The organism is Streptococcus penaeicida (assembly GCF_002887775.1).
Lineage (GTDB): Bacteria > Bacillota > Bacilli > Lactobacillales > Streptococcaceae > Streptococcus > Streptococcus penaeicida.
The window spans coordinates 1-26271 of record NZ_LOCM01000017.1; the positions used below are offsets into that span (position 1 = coordinate 1).

Genomic DNA, 26271 nt, shown 5'->3' on the forward strand with positions numbered 1-26271 from the left:
ATGAGGTAGCCTTTCTAAAGTGTTTTTAGACAATTCTATTTTATCAAGACTATCGCAACCATGCAAAAAGCAACGGCAAAAACCGTTGCTTTTTTGTTATAGTCGTGTAGACTTTTGTCCCAGACTCCTCTTAAATTTAGGCATAGAATCCTGAAAGGAGTCGCTGCCGTCCCAAGCACTCAAAAAAGTATTTTAACAATAAAGCCCCGAAATCAAATGATTTCAAGGCTTTATTTAATATTTAAGCAACAATTGCTTTAGTAATTTCTTCTACAGTCATGCCTGAGAAGTATTGAGCTGTGTCGATGCCTTGTAATTTTTCAAGAACATCTTTATAGTCGTATTTAGAGCCAATAAGGATTTGTTCAATGTCTTGCACATCTTTAATTCCGAAGAAATCTCCGTAAATTTTGATGTTTTTGATGATAGAATTTTCAACATTAGCAAAGGTATTGATTTTACCTGCTGAATAACGAACATTGCGTTCGATGGTATATTCAGGAGCTTTGCCATATGTCCAGTCCCAGCTTCCAAATTGCTCGTCAGCAGATTTTTGGATTTTCGCCAATTCATCTTCAGAAAGCACGTACTCAGTCATATCTGGGTAAGTTTCTTTCATTTTCTCTAAGATTTTATCTGAGAATTCGTTAACCGTGATTTTTTCTGGCAACTCGTTAAGGATGTTGGTTACGCGAGCACGCACTGATTTAATCCCTTTAGATTCGATTTTATCCTTGCTGACTTTAAGGGCATCGCCCAGCACTGTCATGTCAACATCGAAGAGGAGACAGCCGTGGTGCATCATACGGCCTTTGTAATAGGCTTGCGCATTCCCACAGAACTTTTTACCATTGATTTCCAAGTCGTTACGACCTGTAAATTCTGCTTTTACCCCAAGATCAGCTAGCGTTTCAATAACAGGTTGTGAGAAAGTTTTGAAATCAAAGGCACCCTCAGCTGATTTGTTAGAAATGATGGTGTAGTTAAGGTTGTTGAGGTCATGGTAAACAGCCCCACCTCCAGAAAGACGGCGTACCACGTGGATACCGTGCTCATCAGTATATTCTTTGTTAATCTCTTGGATTGTATTTTGGTGTTTACCAATGATGATGGCTGGCTCATTGATCCACAAAATGAAGATTTCATCTTCTGAAAGTAATTCTCTGAAAGCGTATGCTTCTAAGGCAATGTTATAAGCTGGGTTGTTACTTTTGTTAACAATGTATTTCATTTTTTTCTCCTGTTTTTTTACGTTTGATTACAGTCTCTATTTTAAGCCAAAAACCCCTAAAAAACAAGCCTTTGGCTCTTTAATAGAGCTGACCTTAGGCTTGTTTTTTCTTTGTCTGCTATAAGTTTTAATAATAGACCAAAAATTGGTTAAACTGGCAATTTTTGAATGCAGTCTTTTTTCATGCTGTATTGTAATCTTGAGAATTTTTCATTTCTAGTCTTAGAATATCTAAAAATGTTATCTCTACAAACTTTTTATTTCTTCTTCAACCTTAAGCGAGTCTCTTCCATAGCCATCATCAGGAATGGACAAGTTAACAGATAGAGCCAATGAATTGGTGCTAATGGGGCTGTGTTAAAGATACCATGTAAAAATGGCAGATAGGTCAAGCATAGGAAGAGGATTATTTCCAGGATAATACCTGAATTGATGAGCCGGTTGGCGAAGAATTTAAGACTAAAAATTGATTGTCCATCTGCCTGGCAATCATAACCATGCCCATTTGAGCAAAGATAATAGCTCCTAGAGTAATGGTTGTCGCTTGGTGGTATAGGAGACCGTGATTGACGAAATGATTGAGATGGCCTTGTCTAGGTAATAGACAAAGAAGAATCCCAGCATGGCAATCAATGATTCCAGCAGACCATACCAGCAAAAGGCTTTGATGATCAAGCTGCGATCCAGTAGCCGGTCGGTGATTAACCGAGGTGGTTTATCCATGACTCCTTCAACTGGTGGCTCGATACCAAGCCCCAAAGCCGGTAACATATCTGTTCCCAAGTCAATGGTCAAGATTTGCATAACGGTTAGAGGAAGGGGAATAAAACCTTTGGAGAAGAGGAAGAAGGCTGATGGGACTGCTTCTGGCCCATTGGAGGTAATAATGTAGGACAAAAATTTTTGAATGTTGCGGTAAACAGCCCGACCTTCTTCAACCGCATGAACAATAGATGAAAAGTTATCGTCAGTCAAAATCATATCGGCAGATTCTTTGGCCACATCGGTACCGGTAATGCCCATGGCAACCCCGATATCAGCTTTTTTCAAGGCTGGGGCATCATTGACCCCATCACCTGTAACAGCCACCACTTCGCCCATTTCTTGCAAGCTTTTAACCACTCGGAATTTCTGTTCAGGTGCCACCCGAGCAAAGACCACTTCACCTTGCAAGGCTTCTTTAAGCTCTTGATCGGAGAGATGAGCCAGTTCTGAACCTGAAATCACACGGGCTTGGTCGCCTTTAACGATACCAATTTTTTTGGCAATACTCAAGGCGGTGATGCCGTAATCTCCAGTTACCATAATGATGCGGATAGAGGCCTTATGGCATTTTTCAATGGCCTCAATAACCCCTTGACGCGGTGGGTCACTCATGGAGATTAATCCGATAAAAATTAGTTCCTCTTCCACATCTTGCAGGGACAGTGAATGCTTGTCAGTCTCTGCTGGCCAGTCTCGGTAAGCAATTGCTAAGACGCGGAGCCCCTCTTGAGCGAATTGGTCATTGGCAGCTAGACTGGCTTGGAAATAAGCGTCTGTCATGGGATGGACACCATATTCATCACAATAAAAAGCAGCTTTTTCTAAGATCTCTTTGGGAGCTCCTTTGGTAACGGTGAATAATTTATCCTGCTCAGCTGATTGGTGGAGGGTGGTCATCCGCTTACGAACGGAATCGAAGGGAAATTCCCTCAGTCTTGGGTTGGCTTTTTGGAGAGCATCCAGTTGGAAGCCAGCCTTTTCAGCAAGGACATTGAGGCAGGCTTCGGTGGGGTCACCAAGGACAGTGTAGTTAGCATTTTCAGCATTGGGGGCAAGGACTTTGGCATTTGAGCAAAGGTAAGCATAAGTCATTAAGTTAGTCAGTAGTTGGTCTGACTCTGGCTTAATGGGTTCACCTTCTTCTTGCAGTTCGCCGTGACTATCATAGCCGAGACCAGTAACATCAATTTGACGACCTGTGGTCCAAAGATGGTTGACGGTCATTTCATTTTGGGTTAGTGTCCCTGTTTTATCGGAACAAATGACTGAGGTGGCCCCTAAGGTTTCCACTGAAGACAGTTTCTTAACCAAGGCATGTTCCTTAGCCATTCTTTGAACGGCCATAGCAAGAGATAAAGTAACTGTCGGTAAAAGCCCTTCTGGAATAAAGGCCACAATCATACCTAGGGCAAAGATAAAGGCTTGGGCGAAGGGTTGGCTAACTAAGAACATTGAAGAAATGAGGAAGAAAAGTCCGATTGATACAGCTATTAAGGAGATTTGTTTTGTCAAAAGGTCTAATTCTTTTTGTAAAGGACTCTTTTCTTCCTGCATTTCTTGGGTAAGGTGGGCAATTTGACCAAATTCAGTAGCCATAGCTATGGCAGTTACGATAAATTTACCAGATCCGGCTGAAACACTGGTTCCGGCAAAGACCATATTATCAAATTCTAATGATGTTTTATTAGAATCAAAATCAGCGGCTTCTGATTTTTCTATGGGATTGGATTCACCCGTTAGAGCTGATTGGTTAACTTTTAAGTCATTACTTTGAAGAAGTCGTCCATCGGCTGAGATTTTATCTCCTTCTTCAATTAGGACCAGGTCACCAATTACCAAGTCCTCGGCTAAGAGTTTACTTTCTTGTCCATCTCTGATGACACGACAATAGGAGGGCAACATCCGTTTGAGGGCTTCGGTCGCCTGACTAGCCCGATGTTCCTGGACAAAGCTAAAAAGTCCGTTGATCACATTAACCATCCAAATGGCTATGCCCAGTTCCGGACTATGTGAGAAAATGGCAATAGCCCCTGCAACCCATAAGAGGATTGCCATGAGGCCAGTAAAATTCTTAATAAAAGTGACAAAAAGAGACTCTTTCTTTTCGGCAGCTAAAATGTTCTTACCAATCTTGGCTTGGCGGGCAAGTGCTTCTTGATTGCTCAAGCCTTCTTGGCTTGTTTCTAAGAGGTCGTAAAGGCCTTGTTCATCTGCTTGGTGGACTTCTTCTAAGTTCCCATTATTCCAATTTTTCATGATCAAACCCTCGCTTTCGAAACGTTTACATTTTATGATTATATTATACTCTTAATTGAAAAAAAGAGAACAAAAAAGTTTAGGAAATCCTAAACTTTTTTGATTATTTCATTTTAATAAGATCTTCTTATTTGCGTTTTGGTGGGTTATGGATAGCTTCACCTAATACATCAGCGAATGCTTCGTACATAACTTCTGAGAATGTTGGGTGACCGTGGATTGAAAGTAACAATTCATCAACTGTTAATTCTGCTTCCATGATTGTTGCTGCTTCGTTGATCATTTCAGCGGCAGCAGGTCCAACGATGTGAACACCGAGGATTTCGTGGAATTTAGCATCAGCGATAACTTTTACGAAACCTTGGTCTTCGTTAGAAGCGATGGCACGTCCGTTACCTGTAAAGCTGTTTTTACCGATAAGAACATCACCGTATTTAGCACGAGCATCTTCTTCTGTCATACCAACCATTGCCACTTCAGGGTGAGTGTAAACTGCTGCTGGAGTGAATTCAAGGTTAGCTTTACGAACGTTTCCATGCATTGCATTTTCAGCTGCAACTTCACCCATACGGTAAGCAGCGTGGGCAAGCATTTTAGTTCCGTTAACATCACCAGGAGCGTAGATACCTGGGATTGAAGTTTCTTGGTATTCGTTAACTTTGATACGGTTACGATCCATTTCAAGGTTAAGGTTTTCAAGTCCATTCATTTGTGGTACACGACCGATTGAAAGAAGAGCTTTTTCAGCAACAACTTCTTCACCATTGTTTAATTTCAATGTTAATTGGTTGTTTTCTTCAACAATTTCAGATACACCAACTGATGTTTTGATCTTCATACCTTTTTTAGAAAGGATTTTTTGAAGTTCAGTTGAGATTTCTTTATCCATTGCAGGGATGATGCGGTCAGCCATTTCAATAACGGTTACGTCAACACCGTAAGATGCCCAAACAAGACCAAGCTCGATACCAACAACACCACCACCCATAACTGCAAGTGATTTAGGCATTTCACGTAAGTCTAAGATATCATCTGAAGTTAATACTAATTTAGAATCAATACCTGGGATGTTGATACGTGAAACTTTAGATCCAGTCGCAAGGATAACATTGCGTCCTTTGATTGTTTCTGAACCAATTGTAACTGTCTTATCAGGGTTAACTTGAGCAAGACCATTGTACATTTTAACTTTGTTAGCACGAAGAAGGCCAGATACACCACTTGTCAATTTCTTAACAACAGTGTTTTTGAAGTCTACTGTTTTATCCATGTCGATAGTATAGTTGGTTGAAGCAAGATTAATACCACGACCTGCTGCATGTTTGATACCATCTAGGATTTCAGCATTTTTAAGGTAAGTTTTTGTTGGGATACAGCCGACGTTTAGACATGTTCCACCAAATTCAGATTTTTCAACAATAGCGATTTTTCCGCCAAGTTGTGCACCACGGATAGCAGCGTAGTAACCAGCTGGTCCACCACCAACAACGATAATATCATATTCGTCATCAGCAAGTGGCGCTTTGTCAGCTTTTGGAGCTGCTGCCGCTTCTGGAGCTTTAGGAACTTCAAGACCAGCTGCTTCTAAGTCAGCAGTTGCTTTTTCAGCAGATGCAGGAGCTGCACCTTCTTCAACCACTTCACCTTCTGCACCTAAGTAACCAATAACTTCAGTTACAGGAACAACATCACCAGCTTGGCGAACGATTTTGATGAGGACACCAGCGTCTTCAGCTTCGATTTCCATGCTTGTTTTATCTGAATTGATTTCAAGAAGGATGTCACCAACGTTTACAGTTTCACCTTCTTGTTTTTTCCACTCGATGATTTCACCTTCTTGCATGTCAACACCAAGTTTAGGCATAATAATTTCAACAGCCATTATATTCTCCTTTTTAACTTTACCATAAGCAGATTTCTAACTTATGAACTAATTCTATTATAACTCTTATTTATAAAACTTACTGATTATTTGTTGCTCTAGATCAGATTAATAGACCAAATGGATTTTCCATTAAGTTCTTAAGATCAACCATGAATTTAGCACCATTCATACCATCAACAAGACGGTGGTCAATGGTTAAGCACATTGCCATGATTGGACGAGCCACAATTTCACCATTAACAACTGTTGGTGTTGGAATAGTTGCGCCGACACCTAAGATTGCTGAGTTTGGTTGGTTGATGATTGGGTTAAATGTTTTTGTTCCAAACATACCAAGGTTAGTGATTGAGAATGTTGAACCAGACATTTCAGCTGCTTTCAATTTACCAGCCTGTGTTTTCTTGATGACATCTTTAGATGCAACAACAAAGTCAGCAAGGGTCATTTGATCTGCATTGTGAACAACTGGTACGATCAGTCCATCGTCAAGACCAACGGCGATACCGATGTTAACGAATTTATGCAATTCGATTTCAGTTGCGTCGTTGATTAATGAAGCATTCATGTAACGGTGTTCTGGTTTCATCAATGTTTTAACAACAGCCATACCGATAAGGTCAGTAAAGGATACTTTAAGACCAGTTTTTTCCATGATTGGATCGATTAATTTCTTACGAAGAGCCATCATCTCTGTCATGTCAATATCATAGTTAAGTGTGAATGACGGAGCTGTTAAGTATGAGTTCGTCATACCTTTAGAGATTGCTTTACGCATAGCTGACATCTTGATGATTTCAACACCTTCAGGTAATTCAGCTTTTGGTTTTTCAGCTTCAGCTGATTTGGCAGCAGGTGCTTGAGCAGGTTTGCTTGCTTCGATAGCCGCAAGAATGTCTTCTTTCATAACCTTGCCATTGAAGCCACTGCCATTTACAGCAGCTATATCAAGACCAGCATCTTCAGCCATTTTACGTGCCAATGGTGATGCTTTAGGTTGGGCATTCTTGAAGTTCTCAACGTCTTCGGCATGAACACGGCCTTTTGGACCCGTACCAGGTACTTGTCCTAAGCTGACGCCCATTTCACGAGCCATTTTACGAGCAGCAGGTGTCGCGCGGACAGAAGAATCGTCACCTTGAGGTGCAGCCGCTGTAGCTGGAACTGGAGTTGCAGGACGTTCAACATCTTCTTTTGGTGCTACTGTTGGAGCAGCATCTGCAGAATTTGGAGCAGGAATTTCTGTTGTTTTTTCGCTTGAAGCAATGTTATCAACATTTTCGCCTTCAGCTCCGATGTAACCAATAACTTCTGTTACTGGAACAACATCACCTTCTTGACGAACAATTTTCAAGAGAACACCAGCATCTTCTGCTTCGATTTCCATGTTTGTTTTGTCAGAATTGATTTCAAGAAGAATATCGCCTTCGTTGACGGTATCACCGACTTGTTTTTTCCACTCGATGATTTCGCCTTCTTGCATATCAACACCGAGTTTTGGCATAATGATTTCGACAGCCATAATTTTCCTTTCGATTTCACTTTTCTAAAAATAACAGGGCCATAATGGTCAGATATTTTTATCACGGAATAGACGGAAGGAAGCCTCAGAGTTGAGACTTCATTCTTTATCTATTAGTTACCTTTTTTTGCCATTTTGATAATAGCAGCTTTGATTTTTTCAACATCTGGTAAGATAGCTTGTTCTAAGACACGTGCGTAAGGAACTGGCACATCTTCACTTGCTAAACGAACAATTGGATGATCAAGATAATCAAATGCTTCGCTTTCAGTAATCATCGTTGCGATTTCACCTGTGTAACCACCAGTTTTGTATGCGTCATTGACAAGCATTACTTTACCAGTTTTCTTAACTGATTCAATAATCAATTCTTTATCAAGGGGAACTAAAGTACGAGGGTCAAGAACTTCAACATTGATTCCTTCTTCTGCAACTTCTTCAGCAGCTTGCAGAACACGCTCTAACATACGACCGTAAGAAACGATTGTTAGATCAGTACCTTCACGTTTGATTTCACCTTTTCCAAGTGGAATATAGAAATCAGGGTCTTGGTTAACTTCTTCTTTTTTACCATAAAGCGCTTTTGGCTCCATGAAGATAACAATATTATTATCTTGGATTGCAGATTTCAAAAGACCTTTAGCATCGTTAGCGTTTCCTGGTGCAACAACTTTAATTCCTGGAATATGTGTCATCCAAGCTTCAAGTGATTGCGAGTGTTGAGCTGCTGAACCGATACCAGAACCTGAAGCCACACGGAAAGTAACCGGTGTTTTAAGACCGCCACCAAACATGTAGTTATTTTTAGCACCGTTGTTAACGATAGCATCCATCATGATTGTAAGGAAGTCCATGAAAGTTACGTCAACAATTGGACGTAGACCTGTGATGGCAGAACCGATAGCAGCACCAGAGATAGCAGCTTCAGAAATTGGCGTATCTTTAACACGTTTTGGTCCAAATTCTTCAATCATTCCTACTGATGTACCAAAGTCACCACCATAGACACCAACATCTTCACCCATAAGGTAGATATTTTCATCCTTGCGCATTTCTTCAGTCATGGCAAGATTTACGGCTTCACGCAAAGCCATTAATTTTGTTTCACTCATTATTTACTCCTAGTTTTAATCGTATTTTTGTTAGTTTAAACGTTTACGGCTAAATCCGAACTTAGTCTACCCAAATGTCTTCAAAAGCAACTGAAAGCTCAGGGTCTGGACTATTTTGAGCATATTCATAAGCATCATCAATTTCTTTAACGACTTGTGCTTGAATAGCATCCAACTCTTCGTCAGTAGCGATACCTTCTTTAGTAAGGTAAGCTCTGTATTTGATCATTGGATCTTTTTCTTTCCAAGAAGCAACTTCTTCTTTAGAACGGTATTTACCAGCATCTGCTGTTGAGTGACCGAACCAACGGTATGATTCCACTTCAACGATTGCAGGTCCGTTTCCACCACGTACATGTTTAACAGCTTCATCCATTGTTTCATAAACAGCCATTAAATCATTTCCGTCTTCACAATAGAAACCAGGGATTCCATAAGCTTCTGCACGCGTGTACAAGTGAGGAGTGTTTGTCGCATTGTTAATGCTCATTGAAATACCATAACGGTTGTTGATGATAAAGAAGATAACTGGTAATTTCCAAGTTGCTGCCATGTTAACAGACTCATGGAAAGAACCTTCGTTAGTTGCACCGTCTCCAGAGAAGGCAACAACGATGTTGTTAGTTCCTTTATATTGTTGTGTTAAGGCTGCACCAACTGCAAGTGCATAGCCACCACCAACGATACCGTTAGTTCCGTAGTTACCTTTTTCAAAGTCAGCTAAGTGCATTGAACCACCACGACCTTTTGAGACACCAGTAGCTTTACCAGCTAACTCAGCCATCATTTTGTTAAGGTCCATATCTTTAGCGATTGATTGTCCATGTCCACGGTGATTTGAGAAAATAATATCATCATAGGTTAAATGTGCTACTGCACCAACATTGGCCGCTTCTTCACCTACTGAGAAGTGAGTCATACCTTGTACAAATCCACGACGTACAAGTTTGTTAATACGTGAATCAAATTCACGGATACGTTCCATTTTTAAAAACATATCCAAATGTTGTTCTTTAGAAACTGTTACCATTTTGGCCTCCATTTTTTCATTTTACTCATCCATATTAACCTATTTTGTGATAAGATGCAAGTTTTTAAACCGCTTTCTACGCTTAAAAATAAGCATTTTGCGCCAGTTTATAGTTTGTGAAACGACTAACAATATCTGTTACACTTTTATACCCCATAATATATAACAGATTAAAAAAGAGGATTGCTTTCGCAATCCAATTTCTGAGACTTTATGACAATTAGATGTCAAGTTGTGTACCAATTTCTTCCCATTCTTCCATCAGCATCATTTGTTCTTCTTCTAACTGATCCAATTCTTTTTGACTATCAATCAATTGACTTGGATCATTTATTTGAAACATTTTTTCATTTATAGCGGCCTGCGATGCTTCGATTTCCTCTAAGCGTGCTTCCACTTCTTGCAAACGGCGTGTCAACTTGCGGACTTCTTTTTGGTTTTCTTTTTGCTTTTGGTAATCGTTGGCACTTTCAAGCTGGTCTTGCTGGCTCTCTTCTTCAGGTTGCGTTAGGGCCGCTAATTCTGCCAGCTCAGCTTTTTTCTCAACATAATAATCGTAGTCGCCCAAGAAAAGGCTAGACCCGGTCTCTGTAATTTCTAATACCTTAGAAGCTACGCGATTGATAAAATAACGGTCATGACTAACGAAGACTAAGGTCCCATCATAATCAATGAGGGCATTTTCCAATACTTCTTTACTGTCGATGTCCAAGTGGTTGGTCGGCTCATCCAGAATCAAGAAGTTATTGTTTTCCATTGAGAGTTTGGCCAAAAGCAAACGGGCCCGCTCACCACCTGAGAGCATTCCAACTGTCTTTTTGACATCTTCGCCAGAAAAGAGAAAGGCACCTAGTCGGTTTCTGATATCCAATTCAGGCGTGGTCGGAAAGTCGTTCCACAATTCATCCAAAACAGTATTGCTTGGTGATAAGCGTGATTGGGTTTGGTCATAATAACCCATGGTCACATTGGCACCATATTTGACTTGACCTTTGATGAAGGGAATTTGTTGAATGATGGATTTGATAAGCGTTGATTTTCCAATTCCGTTGGGTCCGACAATGGCGATGGCATCATATTTTTTGACTTCCATTTCAATGGGTTCTGATAGCACCTCATTGTCGTAACCAATGGCCGCTTCTTCAACCATTAAGACCTGATTGCCGGAAGGCTTTTCAGATTGGAAGGTCATATTAGCGGATTTTTTAGAGGCGGTCGGTTTATCCAGTCGCTCTATTTTAGCCAATTGTTTGCGTCTTGCTTGGGCCCGTTTAGTAGTTGAGGCTCTAACAATATTTTTTTGGACAAAATCTTCTAACTTAGCAATCTCTTTTTGTTGCTTTTCATAGTTCTTTTCTTCACTGGCAATTTTGACTGCCTTTAAGTCAACAAACTGTGAATAGTTGCCCACATAACGGTCAATACCATTAGGGCGTAGATCAAAGGTTACAGTGGCTACTTTATCTAAGAAATAACGGTCATGGCTGACAATTAAAAGGGCGCCTTGATAATTGGTCAGGTAATTTTCTAACCAGGCTATGGTTTCAATATCCAAGTGGTTAGTTGGCTCATCCAGTACCAACAAATCAGGTCTCTCTAAGAGCATCTTAGCCAAGGCTAAACGGGTATTTTGTCCTCCTGAAAGGGATTCAATAGGCATGGTCCACATCGATTCGTCAAACTTAAAGCCGTTGAGGATAGCTTTAATATCTGATTCATAGGAAAAACCATTACGGAGACGGAAAGACTCTGTTAATTGGTCGTAAGTTTTCATGAGCTTTTCTAAGTCTTGACCAGTTAGTTGGCCCATTTCCATTTCCATTTGGCGCAATTTAGCTTCGTCCTGACGCAGATCAGCGAAGACAGCTAACATTTCCTCGTAAATGGTTTTTGAGGACTCAAAACGGCTATCCTGAGCTAAATAGGAGAGACTCATGTCTTTTTTCTTGTTGATTTCGCCACTGGTTGGCGCTTCTTCACCGACTAAGATTTTTAAAAGGGTTGATTTACCTGCCCCATTGGGACCAACTAAGGCAATCCGGTCTCTTTGGTCGATTTGTAAATTAATATTTTGAAAAAGAACCTGCCCTGAAAAGGAGCGTTCTATTTTATTAGCTTGTAAAATAATCATACTGTCATTGTAGCAAAAAAATGCCCCTGATAGGAACATTTTTGCCATATTTCTTTCCGCTTAGTTTTGATACAAGTCCTTAGCAGCTTTTACATCAGTGGCAGTAATGCCATAGAAAGAGCCTGCCGACTGCATAACCGATTCCTCATTATCATTGTGGTCTAAGCCCACCGCATGGCCTAACTCATGTTCAGCCGTGTGGACAATTCGGTCTGTGCCATAACCATATTGTTTATCCAAGAGATAATAGCCATTTAAATAGACTTTGGCACTGGTAATCTTTTTGGTTAGAGTCTGGCTCTCAACATTAGCTAAGCCTGCTGCGCTGACACTTTTGTCATTGGATTCATCAGCGATGATATCTGCTTTACTGCTATCATTGACAACAGTAAAGTGAAAGGCACCGGTCTGATTCCAATTATTAATGGCTGCTTGATAAGCATTTAGAAAAATGGGATTAGTGGTTTTGATGAAGACAGTTGCTTCATCCTTTGACCATTTAATACCATGGCTATGCTGGTAATTGTCAGATGCTAAAGCCTGGCTATTCTTTTCAGAATGTGATTCTGAATTTTTCCAAAGATTATAAATCGTCACAATTTGATTGCTGACATTAGAAATCTGATTGGCAAAGGCTGAATCACTATGATTAGAATAATAAATCAATCCAAAAATAATGATGGCCAAAACCAGGATGGTTTGAACAAAGCCCCAAATAATGCGCCAAATCAACTCTAAGATTTTGGTTGGCAGCCAAAGTAAGGCTTTAAAAAATTTTTTCATTTATAACTCCTTAATTAAGAAAGTCTTTCTTCCTTAACATAATTGATTGGCAGCCAGTCTAGCAGCACTTCCAATTGTTGATTCCAATAATACCATTCGTGAGTCCCATGATCTTTCTTATAGATGATATCCATGCCTAAATCCTTGAACTCTGCCACTGCTGATTCATTAGCCTCAAAAAGAAAATCTTCAAAACCGCACCAAGCATAGAATTTCGTCTGACCATCAGCCTCAGGGACCATTGACCGTAGTTGATGTTGCTCAATTTCAGTTGTCTGGAAATCCCCGAAAATACCCTGCCAATATCTCATGGTATTAGGATCCATATCATCAAAGCCATTAGTCGGTGTGGTCAAAGCGCCGGAGAATGAGGCAGCATAGGAAAAACGGTTGGTTTTAAGAGCCAATTTGAAGGCGCCATAGCCACCCATCGAAAGGCCAGCGATAAAGGTTTTTTCACGTTTTTTGGTCATATTTGGGAAAAAGCTGCGCAACACCTCAGGCAATTCCAGGGCTAGCGCTTGGTAATAAGGAAGACCAGAAGCCGTGTCTGTGTACCATCCTAAATCTGTTGAAGGCATAACAACAATCAGATTAGTATGTCTGATAAGGCGCTCAATGTTGGTCCGTTTTTGCCAAGAATTCTCATTGCCACCCATCCCATGCAGTAAATATAAAACAGGAATATCGGTGTCGCCCTGCTCCACCTTAGCCAAAGATGACTGGTCGGGATAAATAACATTGACTTGACGCTCCATGCCCAAAACTTCTGAACGGTATTCAATATTTAAAGTTGCCATAAAACTTCCTTCTCTTTCTAGTGGTAAAAAAGAGCGAGAAGAGCGATTATGAAGAATCGCAGCCTTCCCGCTGCCTGTTTGTCAATTACTTTAATAGTTCTACTATTTAATAGTATAACAAGCCTCTTAAATGAAACTTAACGGACTTCCATGACTACTGGAAGAATGGCTGGGCGACGTTTGGTTTGTTCGAACAAGAATTTTGAAAGTTCATCGCGGACAGAACCTTTTAGTTCCCCCCAATCAAAATTATCTTGAAGCAGGTAGTTGCCAACTGTCTCATTCACTAACTCAGCGCTTTCGCGTAAAATATCACGGCTCTTCTTAACATAGACAAAACCACGAGTATTGACTTTAGCTTTTGAAACAATCTTCTTCTCACGTTTATTAACTGTGATGACAACAATGAAAATACCATCTTCAGATAAGACCTTACGGTCACGAAGAACGATATTACCAACATCACCAATCGCATTACCATCAATCATGACATCAGAGGCAGGAACCCCACCTTCATGTAAGAAACCTTCTGGATTGAGGATCATAATATCGCCACGTTTCATGATGTAGATATTTTCTGGGTAAAGACCTACTTCTTCCGCTAAGTCTGCATGTGCTGCTAAATCACGGTATTCCCCTTGAACTGGGAAGAGGTATTTAGGTTTGATCAAATTGAGCATCAATTGTAAATCACGACCATTAGCATGACCTGAAACGCGAAGGTTTTGAGTAATCAATTTTACACTTGCGCCTGCTTTGTAGATCAAGTTTTCAACACGCGCCACCATTGCTTCTTTCGAAACATTTGGTGTGGTTACTATATAGACCAAGTCACCTTTTTTGATTTCCACATAACGGTGACGGCCCGCTGCCATTTTTTGCAAGCTGTTAATGGGTTCACCCATTTTACCAGCTTCTAAAATGATCAACTCATGGTCTTCATACTTAGCCATATCTTTTGGTTTAATTAATAATTTTTCATCAATAATCATTAATTTTTTCAGACGAATGGCTGTCCGAACAACGTTTTCAACGTCGCTTCCCGTTAAGACAACACGACGACCAAAAGCTGCGGCTGAATCAAAGACTTGTTGAATCCGAACCAAGTTGGAAGCAACGGCTGCTACGATAACGCGACCTTCGGCATCGCCAATGACTTGATTCATCTCTTCGCCAACTTCTGACTCAGAAGCGGTTTGCACTACTGAAGTGGCATTTGCTGAAGCTGAAAGCAAGGCTAAAGTGCCTTCTTTACCAATTTCTGCCAAACGGGCTAAATCAGTTTGGTAGCCTGGACGAGCTGCCTGGTCAAATTTGAAATCACCAGTATAGACAATATTACCTTGGTCAGTCCCAATCACAATTCCTAAACTTTCAGGAATGGAGTGGGTTGTTTTAAAGAAAGAAATCAGTCCATCTTTAAATTCAATTTCGGTTTCACTATCAACCACATGGAAATTGTTAAATTTCTTAGTGGCATTGTTCATTTTGACATAGAGTTTAGCCAATTCAATGGTCAATTCTGACCCAAAGACTGGTACTGGTACTTCTGCCAAGAGATAAGATAAGGCACCAATGGCATCGGCGTGTCCATGGCTAAGGAAAACCCCTTGAACCTTCTCTTTATTTTCAATCACATAATCCAAGTTGGGGATGACTAAATCGACCCCTAATTGTTCATTTTCAGGATATTTTAATCCTGCATCCAAAATAAACATTGATTCGTTGACTTCGACCAAGTAGAAGTTCTTACCATATTCACGAACTCCTCCCAAGGCGATAATTTTTATATCACTCATGTTACTCCTTTAAATTAATTTATTACAAACGGTCCTTACTTTGTAAGTCGAATTACTGCTTTGTAGCTCTGCTACACTCCATATAAGTATAGCATATTTTTGGCTGTTCGTCTTATCTCTCAACCTCTTAGAGCCACAATTTTCCAAAAAAAAAGGCTGAAAAAATTCAGACCTTATCCTTCTATTCAAATAAGAGGTAATAATCAGCAATACTAAGTTGCGATTTGCTGGCCCCATCCAAGTCTTTGACAATTTTGCCGTCCTTCATCACAATCAGGCGATTGCCGTAGGTTAAGGCGTCTTCCATATGGTGGGTAATCATCAAGGCTGTCAGTTGGTCCTCACGAACGAAAGTGTCCGTTAAGATCATTAGAGACTGAGAAGTTTTGGGATCCAGAGCTGCCGTGTGTTCATCCAAAAGCAAGAGATCAGGCCGTTTAAGGGTTGCCATCAAAAGACTTAGTGCCTGTCGTTGTCCACCAGACAAGAGGCCCGTTGGTGTTTCCAAATGTTTTTCCAAGCCATTGCCCGTTTTTGCTAAAAGTTCCGTGAAATGTTGCTGGCGTTCGTTAAGGGAACGGCGTTTCAGCTGACGTTTGTCCCCCCGTTTTTCCGCAATCAAGAGGTTTTCCGCAACCGTCATCCGAGGGGCTGTCCCCATTTTGGGATCCTGGAAAACCCGAGCTAAGTACTTGGCCCGACGCTCAGCACCCATTTTGGTCACGTCGACACCTAGAATCTTAATCTGACCACTGCTTAGAAGTAAGTTTCCAGCAATGACATTGAAAAGGGTTGATTTTCCAGCACCGTTACCACCCAAGATCGTAATGAAGTCATGTTCATAAATGGTGAGAGAAACATCATCCAAAATCGTTTTATGGTCATCAAAACCATTGTTAACGACTACTGAGGCATTGATTAATTCAATTATTTTAGTCATCGTGATAACCTCACTTCCTTAAAGAATCGCTTGCGCAAAACTGGCAAGACTAAGCACATGGCAAGGACAAGTGCACTAAAGAGTTTCAAGTAGTTGGTATTGAAGCCTAAAGCAATAACGGCAGCAATCAGAAATTGGTACAAGATAGAACCCACGACGATGGCCACTAGCCGCTCAAAAAGGGTTAAATTGATAGAATATAAGACTTCACCAATAATGATTGAGGCAAGCCCGATAACAATAACACCAATTCCTTTAGAAACATCGGCATAGCATCTTGTTGACTAACTAATGCCCCAGAAAGACCAATAAGTCCATTAGAAACTACTAGTCCCATTAACTCCATGCGATCCGTATTAATGCCAAAACTTTTCGCCATATCACGGTTATCACCAGTCGCAATGTAAGCTTGACCCAAATCAGTATAGAGGAAGTAAATCAAAAGACTGATTATAATAGTCACAGCCAAGAAACCTAGCAAGAGGTTATTAACATGTGGCGCAAAAGGGAGGTAATCTTGCAGTCTTTTTAAATCCTGCAAGCCAAGATTGGCCCGCCCCATCACCATTAACATTATGGAATTACAAGAGGTCATGACCAGAATACCTGCTAAGATAGTTGGAATCTTACCCTTTGTATAAAGAAGACCTGTCGCTAGCCCAGCTAGTGCTCCTGCCATCATTCCTAAAAAGGTGGCTAAAAAGGGATTAAGCCCCAAATTGATAGCCGTCACGGCAACAGCTCCGCCAAGTGGGAAAGAACCCTCCGTGGTCATATCAGGGAAATTTAAAATTCTGAAGGTCAAATAGATTCCTAAACCTAGGATAGCCCACATGAGACCTTGTGAAACAGATGAAATAATCATAATGACCTCCTACTTCTTACCAACAATTGTTGCTGACTTCTGATATTTTTCTGGAATGCTGATGCCTAGACCTTTGGCAGCTTCCTTATTAATCATGGGCTTACCAGTGTCGATAATCTTAACCGGCACCTGACTAACCGAACGACCAGCAATCAAAGCTTGGACTTGCTTAGCCGTCTCAACGCCCAAATCATACTGACTTTGCGAAATAGACCCTAAACTACCTTGCTCCACCATTGTATCCACACTTGAGTAGACAGGTATTTTGGCAGAATTGCTGGCGCTAATAACCGACGAAAAGGCTGAGGCAATGGTATTATCTTGGGGTACAAAGATAGCGTCAACTTTGCCGGTCATAATTGACATGGTTGAGGGAACCTCATTGGTCGATGGTACCGCATATGGAATGACCTGATAACCTTGTTTCTTAGCTAATTTTGTAAAATCCCTAACCTGAGAAACCGAATTGTCTTCATTGCTAGCATAGAGGATCCCAATCCTTTTAACGTAAGGAGTTAAGTCCTTAATTAAGGTCAATGTTTGTTTTAATGGCACATGATTGGACAAGCCTGTGACATTTGCTTCAGGTTGCTCTAAATCTTTAACCAACTTAGCACCAACGGGATCCGTAATGGCTGACATCACAACTGGAGTGTCTTTAGTAGTTGCTGCTAAACCTTGCGCAGCCGGTGTCGCAATCCCGACAACAATATCATTGCCACCGGCCGTTAATTGGCGGCTCATGGTTTGAATTTTACTTTGGTCGCCTTCTGCGTTCATAAGAGTGATTTCAATTTTTTTGCCAGGAAGGGATTCTTTCTTCAGTTGATCCTCAATCCCTTTTTCAATTTGGTCTAAAGCCTCATGGGTTACTAACTGTAAGATGCCAACCTTAATGACAGGCTTCTGCGCTAAATTGTTTTGCTGCTTGCTTTTTTCCATAAATAAGGAAAAGAAAACCAAACAGAAGATGAGGCGATAGTCGCCATTAAGGGTTTATTTTTCATATGTATTCCTCTTCATTTTCATTTTTTTGCCAAAAGAAAAAGCACTCATTCGGGTATCCCTGAGCGCTTTAATTTTTGAAATCTTAGCGCATAGATAGCTTTTTAGAAGTGCTCTAAAAGTCGTATCTATGCCAATCCATAAACACAACTTACCTATGCCAGCTTTGCCATTTAGTCATTACTTGAGTGTGAGTCATTTTATGGATTTCCTTTCGTGTTTTTTTATATTATAGCTTATCTTCGGAAAAATGCAAGAAGAATTTGCTGAATTTTGGGGATAATAAGAATTGAGTTGACTTAGAATAACTTATTTTTATCGTTTTTAAAGAGTTCTAGAATGTTTTCTTCAACAACTTTTCAAAATTAAGTAATATTTTAAAAAGTTTGCACCATTTATGGACTTAAATCTATAAAAAAGGCAAAATTTTAAAAAGTTCAACTTATTAACTAATAATACTTCAAAAGTTTCCTCTGTTTTCAGAAAACACTAAACAAAAAATGAGGTAAAGGCATTTAGCCTAAACCTCATGAGTTGGTTACCCTTGGGGTACCGTTCATAATGAATATTGTTATTTTCTATTTTTCATCAGTATTTGTCAAGGGAATTATCAATTTATAATTTAATTTTTTTTTAATAAAAAGAAGAGATAAATGTATATTTTTAATATTGAAATTTTAATACTTTTCAATAGTGGTAAAAGTGGCTAAAAATTATTTTTAGTCACACGGAAATCTTGAGACTCAGACTCAAGATTTAGGCATGGAATTCTAAGAGGATGTCGCTGCCTTCCGTAACCACCATTGAAAAGTATTAAATTTAAATTTATGTCTATAATTCTTAAGGGACATAGATTCACTTGATATAAAATAAGTCAGATTATATGCTTAATATAACTTTTTTTCCTATTGCTTGTCTGCTATGATATAATGGTTAAATCAAGCAGACAGAAAGGAGAAACCATGTCTTTTGATGGCTTTTTCTTACATCATCTCACTCAAGAATTATCCGATAAATTAGTCAATGGTCGCATTCAGAAAGTTAATCAACCTTTTGACCGGGAACTGGTTTTGACTGTTCGTAATCATCGCCAAAATTTCAAGCTACTACTTTCAGCTCACCCTGTTTTTGGGAGATTACAAGTTACTGAGGCCGATTTTCAAAACCCGCAATTTCCAAATACCTTTACCATGATTATGCGTAAATATTTGCAGGGGGCCTTGATTGAATCTTTTAAGCAGATTGAAAATGACCGAATTATTGAAATTGGGGTTTCCAATAAAAATGAAATTGGAGATGCTATTCAGGCAACTCTAATTATTGAAATTATGGGTAAACACTCTAATATTATTTTGGTTGACCGAGCTCAGGATAAGATTATTGAATCCATTAAGCATGTTGGTTTTTCACAGAATTCCTATCGAACCATTCTACCGGGTTCAACATACATTGCTCCTCCAAAAAATACTGGCGCAAATCCTTATAGCGTCACTGATGAAAAATTGTTTGAAATCTTGCAAACCAACGAGCTGACACCTAAACAGTTACAGGGCTTGTTCCAAGGCTTAGGTCGTGATAGTGCTCAAGAGTTGGCTAAACAATTAGAAAATGGTCAAAAGTTACCTACTTTTCGTCAATTCTTCGCAGTCCCTACTTGTCCGACTTTGACTGAGAAAGCTTTCGCAGCGGTAGCCTTTTCTGATAGTCAGGAGCAAGCCTTCACAGATCTTTCAAGTTTACTGGACTTCTATTACCAAGACAAGGCTGAACGCGATCGGGTCACTCAACAAGCTAGTGATCTTATCCACCGGGTTCAAAATGAACTAGATAAAAATATCAAAAAATTAGCAAAGCAAGAGGCTGAATTGGCGGCTACTGACAATGCGGAAGATTTCCGACAAAAAGGGGAACTGCTAACGACCTATTTGAGCTTGGTTCCTAATAATAAAGAATCAGTCGTCCTAGACAACTATTATACCGGTGAAAAAATTGAAATAGCTTTGGACTTGGCCTTAACTCCCAATCAAAATGCCCAGCGCTATTTTAAAAAATACCAAAAATTAAAAGAAGCCGTTAAACATCTTTCGGGTTTGATTGCCGAAACAAAGCAGAGCATTGCTTACTTTGAGAGTGTTGAATACAATCTGTCGCAAGCCAGCCGAGACGAAATTGAGGATATCCGAGAAGAATTAATTGAAGCTGGCTTTATGAGGCGCCGTTTAACGGACAAGCGCCACAAACGCAAAAAGCCAGAGCAATATCTGGCTAGCGATGGTAAAACCATTATCATGGTGGGCCGCAACAATCTTCAAAATGAAGAATTGTCCTTCAAGATGGCCAAAAGGGGTGAACTCTGGTTCCATGCTAAGGACATTCCAGGAAGCCATGTCATCATTAAAGACAATCTCGATCCTAGTGATGAGGTGAAGACTGACGCAGCCGAATTAGCGGCCTATTACTCTAAAGGTCGCCTATCTAACTTGGTTCAAGTGGACATGATTGAGGCTAAAAAGCTTCATAAACCAAGCGGTGCTAAACCAGGGTTTGTCACCTATACTGGACAGCGGACCTTGCGGGTAACGCCTGAAAAAGACAAGATTGAAGCTATGAAAATCAAATAAAAAAAACTGAGCTTAATGCTCTCCACTGGCTAACTTCTAGCTGCGGTGAGGAAATACATTATACTCAGTCTTTTTTTATTCTGATGCTGCTATATCTTGACGCAATTGGTCAACATCAAAGTTAGCTTCTTTAAAGGCTTGGCTATTCTTTGGAAAATCCTGAACCAAGGCATCAATTTGAGCAATCTCAACTTGTCCTTCTTGGATTTGGAAGTCCATGACGTGACCACCGAACTGCTTGTCATCGGAAAGAAAATGTAGGTGGTAACCGGCAACACTGACGCCGTGGAAAAGTTCTGGTGTCCAGAATCCAACTAGGGTTCCTTCTACCTCTTCTTCTGTGTATTCAGGTTGGTTTTTGGCAACTTCCGCAAAAGCTGGGCCAATATCCGATTTTTGAATCATGCGGACGTGCATCTTTTTGAAGCGGCCTGTGATTTTAAGTGATTGGAAGAGATTTGCTGTGCCAAAACGAGCTTCTAATTTTTCTTTCAAGTCTAAATCAGACATTTCCTGATTTATGGCAAAGCTTTGGTCAGCGACATGCTTAACAATTGCTGCATAAGGTACGGTTTGACTGCCGTCCAATTCAATAACTTGGGCTTTATCTCCTGTACCAATGGCTTGGTAGGCTTTACCATCTAGAATAATCAATTCGCCATCGATATAATCGAGAGTACCAATACCCAAATCTCCATGCTCCAACAATTGGCTGAGAGGCATGGTCCCGCGATACAAACCTGCCATCAATGAGGCCAGGGTATTATGTTGAAAAAGAACTTTTTCTGCCATTTGGTCACCTGCTTAATAGAATTCGTCTGGTAAAATGGTTTCGCCTAATTGTCCATTATCTTTGTAATCGATTGGAATATCTATCAGAACTGGACCATTTTTAGAGTCTTTAATGGCTTGTGCTAGGGTTTCTTTAAAGCTTGCTTTACTATTGACACGGTATCCTTTAGCACCAAAAGCTTCCGCATACTTAACAAAGTCAACTTCGCCTAATTGAACCCCTGATGAACGACCATATTTCATTTCTTCTTGGAACTCAACCATATTATAACGGCCGTCATTCCAAATCATATGAACGATTGGTAATTTAAGACGTACTGCCACTTCTAATTCTTGAGCTGAGAAGAGGAAGCCACCGTCGCCAGAAACAGACATCACCGTTTTATTAGGACGTACTAATGCTGCCGATATTGCCCAAGGTAAAGCAACACCTAGCGTTTGCATCCCGTTTGAGAAGAGCAAATGACGGGCTTCATAAGATTTGAAGTAGCGGGCCATCCAGATATAATGGCTACCAACGTCAACCGTTACAGTCATATCGTCTTCTGTTTGTTCTTGCAAGACATCCATAACATCTAATGGGTGAACCAATCCTTCTGCAGATTGACGATCAAATTTAAGGTCGCCATCTAGGTTTTTCTTAAGGTTTTGCAAATACTCCACTGAACCTTGAGGAAGGGCATAGCCATTAACTGCTGGTAAAAGCAAATCAATGGTATCAGAAATACTACCGATCAATTCACGTTCTGGTTGGAAGTAAGTATCGATTTCAGCTTGAGCCACATCAATAACAATGACACGCGCCGAAATTTCCGCATTCCAGTTACGGGCTTCGTATTCAATTGGGTCATAACCAATAGCAATCACTAAGTCTGATTTCTTCAATAGCATATCGCCTGGTTGGTTACGGAAAAGACCGACACGACCAAAGAAAGTTTCTTCTTCTAATTCACGCGAAACGATACCAGCCCCTTGGAAAGTCTCAACAACTGGCAATTTCACTGATTCAAGCAAGCGACGAATAGAAGCCGTTACTTTTTCGTCTGATGCGCCATTGCCTAATAGTAGAACTGGTAAAACAGCGTTACGAATGGCTTGCGCTAAATAATTAATATCTTCCACCGAAGCAGATCCAAGTTTTGGAGCAGTCAATGGCTTAATCGCATTGACCTTTACAGGACTGTCAGTGACATCTTGAGGAATGGAAATGAAACTTGCACCTGGCTTACCAGATTTAGCCTTACGATAAGCATTAGCAATGGTTTCTGACAGTGTATCAGCATCATGGACTTCAGCTGAGTATTTGGTGATTGGCTCTAACATTGCCACATTGTTCATGGATTGGTGAGCTCTTTTTAAAAGGTCACTTCTTTTAACCTGACCACCAATTGCTAAAACTGGGTCACCTTCAGCCGTAGCAGTTACAAGACCAGTTGCAAGGTTAGAAATACCAGGACCACTTGTCGCGATGACAACACCTGGTTTACCTGTAATTCGGCCAATCCCTTGCGCCATAAAAGTAGCGTTTTGCTCATGGCGAGAAATGATAAGTTGTGGCCCTTTGTCTTCTAAAGTATCAAAAACACGGTCAATCTTAGCTCCCGGAATCCCAAATACATACTTAACGTCATGATTAATGAGGCTGTCAATTACTAAATCAGCCCCATACATTTGTTTTGAATCTGTCATTTTTTTACTCCTCATTCACAATATGACTTTATTATAGCACTTCAATTTTCAAAGTTCTTGAAATTAATTTGTGAAATTTTTCATGTTTTCTGAAAAACGTTTGCAAAATCACTGGAGTTCTTCTAAGAATTCTTGCATATTAAGATCATCTGGTACCAGATTTATATAAAGCTGACACATTTGTCTTGCTTTCTCGCTTTGACCAAAATCCCTTAAAATATAGGCATAATCATGCAAGAATTCCGGATTTTCTTTTAATTCTGCTTCTAATTCTTGGTAAATGGCCATTGCTTTGTCATCTTCTTCTAAAGCCTGATAACCCTTAGCAATATTCCACTTGCTCAAAAGATTGTCCAATTGGTCATTATCCAAGGCGACTAAATCACTATAGCGCTGACTATCAAGGTAAAGGCTTGATAAACGCATAATAACTTCTTCGGTATCTTCAGCCATGACTTTTGCTTCTAACAGGTATTGCTCTGATAAGTCTGCATCGTGTTCTTCAAAGGCCAATTGCGAAGCTAATAGGAGAAGTTGACTGTCATAAGCATTTTTCCGAATAGCTTGTTGGGTTAAGCGTAGCGCTTCTGCAGTTTTATGTTCTTCATGAAGACTTTGAGCATAGGCATATTCATAGCCTTCATAATCCGGATTCATGGCTTCTAGCTGTTTGAAATAGAGATTAGCTTTTTGATACTCTTCTTGGTCATAAAGTATGGTTGCTAACTCATAGACAGTGTCATCGTCATAAGAAATCTCAACAGCTTTTTCTAAAAACTCAAGAGCAGCTTCAAATTTTCCCAAGCTAGCATAGGCACGACCGATCCGTTGGTAGGTTGAGACACCAGTGCTTTCTAGAAAATCACGATTATCCAGTTGGGCGTAATGGTTAATGGCTTCTTGGAATTGACCTAGGTCCATTTCTAATTCTGCCAATCCATAAATGATAAGTGGGTCATCACTTAAATTTTCTGCTTCTAATAACTTTTCGTGGGCAACATCGGTCAAGCCTTCCATATCATAAAGATCAGCCATAATGATTAAGGCATGCAGATAATCCGGACTATCGCTTGGAATTTTGTCTAAATAGAGGAAAGCCTCTTCGATGAGGCCATCTTCTGCTACTATCTGGGCTAAGTTTAAATTAACTTCTGGATAATCTGATTCAATTTGAGAATAAAGGCGTTTAGCATGTGGTAAAAAGCCAATGCCTTCTAAGTATTGACCAAGAGCCAAAAGACTTTCAGAGTCATCATATTTCAAGGCTTTTTCAAAATACTTTTCAGCATGCTCTAGATCACCTTGATCAATAGAGGCTATCATTTTTTCACTATTTAACACGGTCTTTTTTCTCCTTCACAATAATTTTGTTGTCGACATAGAGGTTACTTACTGATTTGTACCAATCAAAGAGTTCTTTTACGACAACTTTCAAGGAGGCATAAATCGGAATAACTAAGAAGACTCCCCAAACACCAAACATGGCGCCTGATGTTAATAAGAGGAACATGATGGTAATTGGGTGAATACTTAATTTATTCCCTAATACTAATGGGGTGACAAAACGCCCTTCAATGGTTTGTTCGACCGTAAAGACCATTAACACTTTAACGAGCATGAGTGGCCCTTGAACCATGGCCATGATAATAACTGGCACCATGGCTAGAAATGACCCTAAATAGGGAACCATATTCAAGAAACCTGCGACAATAGCGAAAGTTATCGAATATTTTAGACCAACCATGCTAAACATGATGGCAAACATGAAACCAACGATGATGGCAACAGTTACTTGTCCCTGAACATAGCCAGAGAGCTGTTTATTGATATCCCCAAGAACGCGGGCAATTGGGATTCTTAAACGTGTCGGTAAAACATTAACCAAACCATCTTTCATCTTGCCACTATCTCTGAGGAAATAGAAAACAATGAAAGGTGAGATGATAATGGAAACAGCAATTCTGGCAATGGCACTAGCAAAAGTACCAACCCAATCAAGAGCATTCTTAGAGAAGCTTTCCGCATAATCCAAGGCTTTCTTGCTGACATTTGTCAGCATGCTTTGCAATTCTGAACGGTAACTAACCAACCAATCATTTTCCAAAAGTTTATTAGCCTCTTTATTAACAGTCTCAACGTATTTAGGAAGGTCTGAAATAAAGGTCGTTGTCTGTTGACTAATCATTGGAATCAATCCTGAGAAGGCCCAAATAAGCATCAATAAAATCAATGAGAAGACTATAAAGATGGAAACTGTTCGGTTAGGTCCCAGGGCTTCAATGCGGTCAACTAATGGTTTGGTCAAATAATAAAGAAGTGTTGAGATGACCAAAGGTAACATTAAGATTGTCAAAAATGCACCAACTGAGGTAAATAAGAAGGAAATTTTCGTAAAGACAAAAATAATACAAAAAACCAGCAAGATAACAAGTAAGCTTACAACGGCCTTATTATTGAGAATCCATTTGTAAAACCAACTTTCTTCTAACTGATTATCTATTTTTTTATTCATTAATAACTTGTCCTCCCTTTTTCCACTTCTTTTCTATTTTCTGTGCCATAAAAGGTCACTTCTTTATCGAGTAGTTGATGATTTGGTGCATAACTGAATTTTGCCGAGAAAAATGGTCTGTCTTCCAAAATCCATCTAAAGATATCGTAATCGCCCTCCCAAGTTGGCTTCGATAGTACTTGGTCATAAGGCACCCATTCCAGTGTTCCTTCACGCGATTCTTCATCTGAAATTAATTGACCACTGAAATCTGTCACCTTAAAGACATAGGTGTACCAGTCATGACCAGGTGTAAAGTCAGGGAAAGTAATAACCCCTTTGAAATCCATTTTTTCAACTTTGAGATGGGTTTCCTCATAGATTTCTCTGATAGCACATTGGTCAGGGCTTTCACCAGCTTCCAATTTACCACCAACCGATATCCATTTTCCCTCATGGACATCATTTTCTTTTTTATTGCGATGGAGAAGCAATAAGGATTCTCCATTATCTATATAACAGATTGTTGCCAGTTTTGTCATTATTGTATCCTTTAT

At 40.0% G+C, this 26271-nt stretch carries 16 protein-coding genes and 3 pseudogenes; 1 reads left to right on the plus strand and 18 read right to left on the minus strand.

The genetic code is table 11. From position 1 onward, the window contains the following. Window positions 1-241: 241 nt before the first annotated feature. The 13 genes and pseudogenes from lplA to trpX all read right to left on the minus strand — a co-directional run bounded on the left by lplA (window position 242) and on the right by trpX (window position 18123). A complete protein-coding gene (gene lplA / locus AT575_RS04490; RefSeq protein WP_102777349.1) occupies window positions 242-1231 on the minus strand; it encodes a lipoate--protein ligase in 990 nt (329 codons plus the stop codon). A 257-nt stretch (window positions 1232-1488) separates the two neighbouring features. Continuing rightward, a pseudogene (locus tag AT575_RS04495) lies at window positions 1489-4252 on the minus strand (cation-translocating P-type ATPase). Between the two features lie 127 nt (window positions 4253-4379). After that, the gene (gene lpdA, locus AT575_RS04500; RefSeq protein ID WP_102777350.1) at window positions 4380-6134 is read right to left on the minus strand and encodes a dihydrolipoyl dehydrogenase; all 1755 of its coding nucleotides are present in this window, start codon (window positions 6132-6134) and stop codon (window positions 4380-4382) included. 103 nt (window positions 6135-6237) lie between these two features. Continuing rightward, a complete protein-coding gene (locus tag AT575_RS04505; protein ID WP_102777351.1) occupies window positions 6238-7656 on the minus strand; it encodes a dihydrolipoamide acetyltransferase in 1419 nt (472 codons plus the stop codon). A gap of 113 nt (window positions 7657-7769) precedes the next feature. After that, a complete protein-coding gene (locus AT575_RS04510; protein WP_102777352.1) occupies window positions 7770-8768 on the minus strand; it encodes an alpha-ketoacid dehydrogenase subunit beta in 999 nt (332 codons plus the stop codon). A 61-nt stretch (window positions 8769-8829) separates the two neighbouring features. Next, complete coding sequence (locus tag AT575_RS04515; protein ID WP_071792928.1) at window positions 8830-9798, minus strand: thiamine pyrophosphate-dependent dehydrogenase E1 component subunit alpha; 969 nt, start codon at window positions 9796-9798, stop codon at window positions 8830-8832. A gap of 220 nt (window positions 9799-10018) precedes the next feature. Beyond that, the gene (locus AT575_RS04520; RefSeq protein WP_102777390.1) at window positions 10019-11929 is read right to left on the minus strand and encodes an ABC-F family ATP-binding cassette domain-containing protein; all 1911 of its coding nucleotides are present in this window, start codon (window positions 11927-11929) and stop codon (window positions 10019-10021) included. A 60-nt stretch (window positions 11930-11989) separates the two neighbouring features. Next, on the minus strand, window positions 11990-12712 hold the full coding sequence (locus tag AT575_RS04525; RefSeq protein ID WP_102777353.1) for a matrixin family metalloprotease: 723 nt from the start codon (window positions 12710-12712) through the stop codon (window positions 11990-11992). Window positions 12713-12726: 14 nt separating this feature from the next. Further along, entirely contained in the window at window positions 12727-13512 is a 786-nt protein-coding gene (locus tag AT575_RS04530) for an alpha/beta hydrolase (RefSeq protein ID WP_102777354.1), read from the minus strand. Between the two features lie 137 nt (window positions 13513-13649). Beyond that, a complete protein-coding gene (locus tag AT575_RS04535) occupies window positions 13650-15311 on the minus strand; it encodes a ribonuclease J (RefSeq protein ID WP_102777355.1) in 1662 nt (553 codons plus the stop codon). 181 nt (window positions 15312-15492) lie between these two features. Beyond that, window positions 15493-16251: an ABC transporter ATP-binding protein gene (locus AT575_RS04540; protein WP_102777356.1), complete on the minus strand. Its 759-nt coding sequence runs from the start codon at window positions 16249-16251 to the stop codon at window positions 15493-15495. Further along, window positions 16248-17116: pseudogene (locus AT575_RS04545) on the minus strand (ABC transporter permease). The gene AT575_RS04540 and the pseudogene AT575_RS04545 overlap by 4 nt, the downstream one beginning before the upstream one ends. A gap of 9 nt (window positions 17117-17125) precedes the next feature. Then, window positions 17126-18123: pseudogene (gene trpX / locus AT575_RS04550) on the minus strand (tryptophan ABC transporter substrate-binding protein). A gap of 960 nt (window positions 18124-19083) precedes the next feature. On the opposite strand from trpX, the gene AT575_RS04555 reads away from it, so the two are divergent. Then, the gene (locus tag AT575_RS04555) at window positions 19084-20742 is read left to right on the plus strand and encodes an Rqc2 family fibronectin-binding protein (protein WP_102777357.1); all 1659 of its coding nucleotides are present in this window, start codon (window positions 19084-19086) and stop codon (window positions 20740-20742) included. A 75-nt stretch (window positions 20743-20817) separates the two neighbouring features. On the opposite strand, the gene budA is transcribed toward AT575_RS04555, so the two are convergent. The 5 genes from budA to AT575_RS04580 form a co-directional block, all read right to left on the minus strand. Then, a complete protein-coding gene (gene budA / locus AT575_RS04560) occupies window positions 20818-21534 on the minus strand; it encodes an acetolactate decarboxylase (protein WP_102777358.1) in 717 nt (238 codons plus the stop codon). Window positions 21535-21546: 12 nt separating this feature from the next. After that, window positions 21547-23223, minus strand: coding sequence for an acetolactate synthase AlsS (alsS, locus tag AT575_RS04565; RefSeq protein WP_102777359.1), 1677 nt, complete (start codon window positions 23221-23223; stop codon window positions 21547-21549). 108 nt (window positions 23224-23331) lie between these two features. Then, window positions 23332-24564: a tetratricopeptide repeat protein gene (locus AT575_RS04570; protein WP_102777360.1), complete on the minus strand. Its 1233-nt coding sequence runs from the start codon at window positions 24562-24564 to the stop codon at window positions 23332-23334. Continuing rightward, on the minus strand, window positions 24554-25735 hold the full coding sequence (locus tag AT575_RS04575; protein ID WP_102777361.1) for an AI-2E family transporter: 1182 nt from the start codon (window positions 25733-25735) through the stop codon (window positions 24554-24556). Before AT575_RS04575 ends, AT575_RS04570 begins: the two co-directional genes overlap by 11 nt. Further along, complete coding sequence (locus AT575_RS04580) at window positions 25735-26256, minus strand: NUDIX hydrolase (RefSeq protein WP_102777392.1); 522 nt, start codon at window positions 26254-26256, stop codon at window positions 25735-25737. Before AT575_RS04580 ends, AT575_RS04575 begins: the two co-directional genes overlap by 1 nt. Window positions 26257-26271: the final 15 nt, after the last annotated feature.

What these genes read in the sequence shown, in the direction of transcription:
- alsS (WP_102777359.1), bottom strand. Translation starts at nt 23,223, where the DNA reads ATGACAGATTCAAAACAAATGTATGGGGCTGATTTAGTAATTGACAGC.
- AT575_RS04515 (WP_071792928.1), bottom strand. Translation starts at nt 9,798, where the DNA reads ATGGTAACAGTTTCTAAAGAACAACATTTGGATATGTTTTTAAAAATG.
- AT575_RS04575 (WP_102777361.1), bottom strand. Translation starts at nt 25,735, where the DNA reads ATGAATAAAAAAATAGATAATCAGTTAGAAGAAAGTTGGTTTTACAAA.
- AT575_RS04555 (WP_102777357.1), top strand. Translation starts at nt 19,084, where the DNA reads ATGTCTTTTGATGGCTTTTTCTTACATCATCTCACTCAAGAATTATCC.
- AT575_RS04505 (WP_102777351.1), bottom strand. Translation starts at nt 7,656, where the DNA reads ATGGCTGTCGAAATCATTATGCCAAAACTCGGTGTTGATATGCAAGAA.
- AT575_RS04520 (WP_102777390.1), bottom strand. Translation starts at nt 11,929, where the DNA reads ATGATTATTTTACAAGCTAATAAAATAGAACGCTCCTTTTCAGGGCAG.
- lpdA (WP_102777350.1), bottom strand. Translation starts at nt 6,134, where the DNA reads ATGGCTGTTGAAATTATTATGCCTAAACTTGGTGTTGACATGCAAGAA.
- AT575_RS04535 (WP_102777355.1), bottom strand. Translation starts at nt 15,311, where the DNA reads ATGAGTGATATAAAAATTATCGCCTTGGGAGGAGTTCGTGAATATGGT.
- AT575_RS04530 (WP_102777354.1), bottom strand. Translation starts at nt 13,512, where the DNA reads ATGGCAACTTTAAATATTGAATACCGTTCAGAAGTTTTGGGCATGGAG.
- AT575_RS04510 (WP_102777352.1), bottom strand. Translation starts at nt 8,768, where the DNA reads ATGAGTGAAACAAAATTAATGGCTTTGCGTGAAGCCGTAAATCTTGCC.
- budA (WP_102777358.1), bottom strand. Translation starts at nt 21,534, where the DNA reads ATGGCAGAAAAAGTTCTTTTTCAACATAATACCCTGGCCTCATTGATG.
- AT575_RS04540 (WP_102777356.1), bottom strand. Translation starts at nt 16,251, where the DNA reads ATGACTAAAATAATTGAATTAATCAATGCCTCAGTAGTCGTTAACAAT.
- AT575_RS04525 (WP_102777353.1), bottom strand. Translation starts at nt 12,712, where the DNA reads ATGAAAAAATTTTTTAAAGCCTTACTTTGGCTGCCAACCAAAATCTTA.
- AT575_RS04580 (WP_102777392.1), bottom strand. Translation starts at nt 26,256, where the DNA reads ATGACAAAACTGGCAACAATCTGTTATATAGATAATGGAGAATCCTTA.
- lplA (WP_102777349.1), bottom strand. Translation starts at nt 1,231, where the DNA reads ATGAAATACATTGTTAACAAAAGTAACAACCCAGCTTATAACATTGCC.